Below are 3647 nucleotides of genomic sequence, written 5' to 3' on the forward strand. Positions count from 1 at the left end.
GCACACAAAAAGCAAAGGCTCAATTCGCAGCAAGCTCGTTGCTGCTAGTTTTGACGATGATTTTAGAGCAGAGCTTTTGTTTGGTTAACAGGAATTAACAAAGTGTGCTCGGGCCCTGTCTTTTGTAGTGAGTGTATTTTACTCACTATTTTTTTGTCGCGTAGGTAAATTTTAGCTGCGATGTATTTGGTATTAACAACAGGTGAAACTAGACTTAGCAAGGAATTAGCTTATAAAAGTCGGCGATAGTGCGCTCAGTTTTAGCTTTACTTTATTTTTCTTTGTTATTTACGCCTAGTGAATCAGCGGCAAAACGCTCTCGGCTGTATGTATATACCGAACATTTCCCCCCTTACACGGTAGTCACAAATGACAAAGAAGTGTCTGGCAGCGCTGTTTTTACAGTGAAAAGTGCTTTGCGAATGGCTGGGTTTGAAGCAAGTATTGACATCATTCCTTGGGCACGCGCTTATGAAATGGCATTAACCCAGCCTAATACTATTTTGTTCTCAATGGCAAAAACACAAAAGCGTGAGCCGTTATTTCACTGGCTGTTTAAATTAACGACACTCAAGTATGATTTTTATACTCGAGGCAATACGTCACTGGAATTAAATAGCATGGAGCAGGCACTTTTATACACAACGGTTGCTATTCGAGGCAGTTATGAAGAGAGTAAACTCAGAAGTTTGGGGTTTGAAGTTGGGAAAAATTTGGTACTGGTAGCTGATATGGCGAGCGCTTGGCAAATGCTTGATAAGGGCAGAGTAGACACTATGTTTGCATCTCATACTCCCACACAGCAAACCGATGGAAAGCCTGCAAACCAGTATAAAAGACAATCCGCTATAAACGATACGCATGAACTTTTTGTCGTAGCGAGTCTAACCACATCTAAAAAAACAATTGCTTCTCTTAAACGTGCATTTGCATTACTTGAATCAGATAAGGAATGAATCGCTAGCATTCTTGTTGGCGCTTTTACACACATCTAAACAATTCTTGAGCTTTAAAAGTTAAGATATGTCACCCAATTACTAGATTATCAGTGATAAAATGGTGGTTTTTTCAATTAACCCAAGACTAATGACGTGAAAAAGCAGATAATTGTGGTTATGAGATTTATAGCCTGATGTCGTGATTTTCTAAATTTTTTATACATCAGCACAAACATGGGATCATGTAATGGAAATTAAAGTTAACTTTCTCGATAACTTGAGATTAGAAGCCAAGTTTGATGACTTTTCGGTAATCGCCGATCAGCCAATTCGTTATAAAGGTGATGGCTCAGCTCCTAGCCCATTTGATTACTTTTTAGCGTCATCAGCTTTATGTGCAGCTTATTTTGTTAAAGTGTACTGTAATGCTCGTGAGATCCCCACCGAAGGCATTAGACTGTCACAAAATAACATCGTTGACCCAGAAAACCGTTATAACCAAATTTTTCAAATTCAAGTAGAGCTACCTGAGAGCATTTCAGAAAAAGATCGCGAAGGTATTTTACGATCGATTGACCGTTGTACGGTTAAAAAAGTCGTGCAGACGGGTCCAGAGTTTAAAATTGAAACGGTTGAAAACTTAGACGAAGACGCGCAAGCAATGTTGATGACCAAACCAGATGGTGCGTCAACAACGTTTATCGAAGGTAAAGACCTACCGCTTGAGCAAACAATCGCCGATATGACCAGCATTTTGGCTGAGCTCGGTATGAAAATTGAGATCTCATCTTGGCGTAACATAGTGCCCAATGTTTGGTCTTTACATATTCGTGATGCTGCATCGCCAATGTGCTTTACCAATGGTAAGGGGGCAACAAAAGAAAGCGCGTTATGCTCGGCTTTAGGTGAGTTTATTGAACGCTTAAACTGTAACTTCTTTTATAACGACCAATTTTTGGGTCAAGAGATTGCCAATAGCGAGTTTGTTCATTATCCAAACGAAAAGTGGTTTAAATTAGAAGAGGATGATTCGTTACCTGCGGGAATTTTAGACCCGTATTGCCTAGAAATTTATGACCCTGAAGGGGAATTGCGCGGTTCGCACTTAATTGACACCAACTCAGGTAATGCCGACCGTGGTATTTGCTCTATTCCATATACTCGTCACTCTGATGGTGAAACGGTTTATTTCCCATCAAACTTGATTGAAAACTTGTTCTTAAGTAACGGCATGAGTGCGGGTAACAACTTCAACGAAGCAAAAGTACAATGCTTGTCTGAGATATTTGAGCGTGCGGTTAAACGCCAAATCATTGAGCAAGAAATAGTGTTGCCAGATGTACCTGCAGAGGTACTCAATAAATATCCAAGCATTGTTGAGGGTATTAAAGGGTTAGAAGAACAGGGCTTTCCGGTGGTGGTTAAAGACGCTTCGTTAGGCGGGCAGTTTCCTGTCATGTGTGTAACCCTTATGAACCCAAAAACAGGTGGTGTATTTGCTTCATTTGGTGCACACCCAAGTTTTGAAGTGGCATTAGAGCGCAGCTTAACTGAGCTATTACAAGGTAGAAGCTTTGAAGGCTTAAATGATGTACCTAAGCCTACGTTTAATAGCCTTGCAGTCTCTGAACCAGAAAACTTTGTTGAGCACTTTATTGATTCAACCGGTGTGATCTCTTGGCGATTTTTTAGCGCCAAACATGATTATGATTTTGTTGAGTGGGACTTCTCGGGGACAAACGAAGAAGAATGCGACACCTTATTTGGTATTTTGAAACAGTTAGGCAAAGAGTGTTACGTTGCTGAGTTTTCAGACTTAGGCACTGCCTGTCGTATTTTGGTACCCGATTATTCTGAAATATACCCAGTAGAGGACTTGATTTGGGATAACACCAATAAAGCACTGCTTTATCGAGAGGATATTCTGAACCTACATTCGCTTAACGATGAGCAGCTTGCAAATTTAGTTGAGCGTTTAGAAGAAAGTCAGCTTGATAACTATATCGATATTATCACGCTCATTGGTGTTGAGTTTGATGAGAATACTGTGTGGGGTCAGCTAACGATCCTAGAGCTGAAGATTTTGATCTATCTGGCACTTGGCGAACTTGAAGATGCGATTGAGTTGGTAGAATCATTCCTACAATACAATGACAACACCGTTGAGCGAGGTTTGTTCTATCAAGCTGTACATGCAGTGTTAGAAGTTGTACTTGATGAAGAGTTAGAACTCGAAGACTTCATTACTAATTTTGAACGCATGTTCTCAAAAGAAATAATGGATAATGTTGTGGGTTCTGTTAACGGCGATGTACGTTTTTATGGACTAACACCTACCAACATGAACTTAGATGGTTTAGATAAACACCTGCGATTGATAGATAGCTACAAAAAACTACATTCAGCGCGCGCAAAAAAAGCAGGTTTATAACCGATAAGCCAAAAATTTATTTTAATGAAAAGCCAGTGCTGGTCACTCTATCACTGGCTTTTTTGTGTTTGATGTACGCTATTGAAAGCGTGCTGCAACTTTGCAACAGTGTCAGTAGGCGTTGACAAGCTAACTGCAACATACAGAAAGCGGTGCTCATAAATAGTCGACACTGAAAATCACTTAATGCATTGATCTTCTTGATGATCTAAACGATCTTACTATCCTCATTTTGCAACGTTTGTTTTCTCACCCCTCAAAACCTTGCAAAATGGAGA

General features: G+C 40.0%; 2 protein-coding genes. Both read left to right on the top strand.

Annotation, left to right across the window (positions count from 1 at the left end; translation table 11 throughout):
• Window positions 1–248 precede the first annotated feature (248 nt).
• Window positions 249–956 carry a transporter substrate-binding domain-containing protein gene (locus HC733_RS21710; RefSeq protein WP_190367063.1) on the top strand — a complete coding sequence of 236 codons (708 nt, stop codon included), beginning with the start codon at window positions 249–251 and terminating at the stop codon, window positions 954–956.
• Window positions 957–1185: 229 nt separating this feature from the next.
• Window positions 1186–3369 (top strand): OsmC domain/YcaO domain-containing protein, encoded by a 2184-nt coding sequence (locus tag HC733_RS21715; protein ID WP_190367064.1) that lies wholly within the window; start codon window positions 1186–1188, stop codon window positions 3367–3369.
• Window positions 3370–3647 lie beyond the last annotated feature (278 nt).

It is taken from the genome of Pseudoalteromonas sp. S16_S37, assembly GCF_014694405.1.
GTDB lineage: Bacteria > Pseudomonadota > Gammaproteobacteria > Enterobacterales > Alteromonadaceae > Pseudoalteromonas.

Bases quoted from the DNA above. Each gene is read 5' to 3' on its own strand.
- HC733_RS21715 (WP_190367064.1), top strand. From the start codon at position 1,186: ATGGAAATTAAAGTTAACTTTCTCGATAACTTGAGATTAGAAGCCAAG.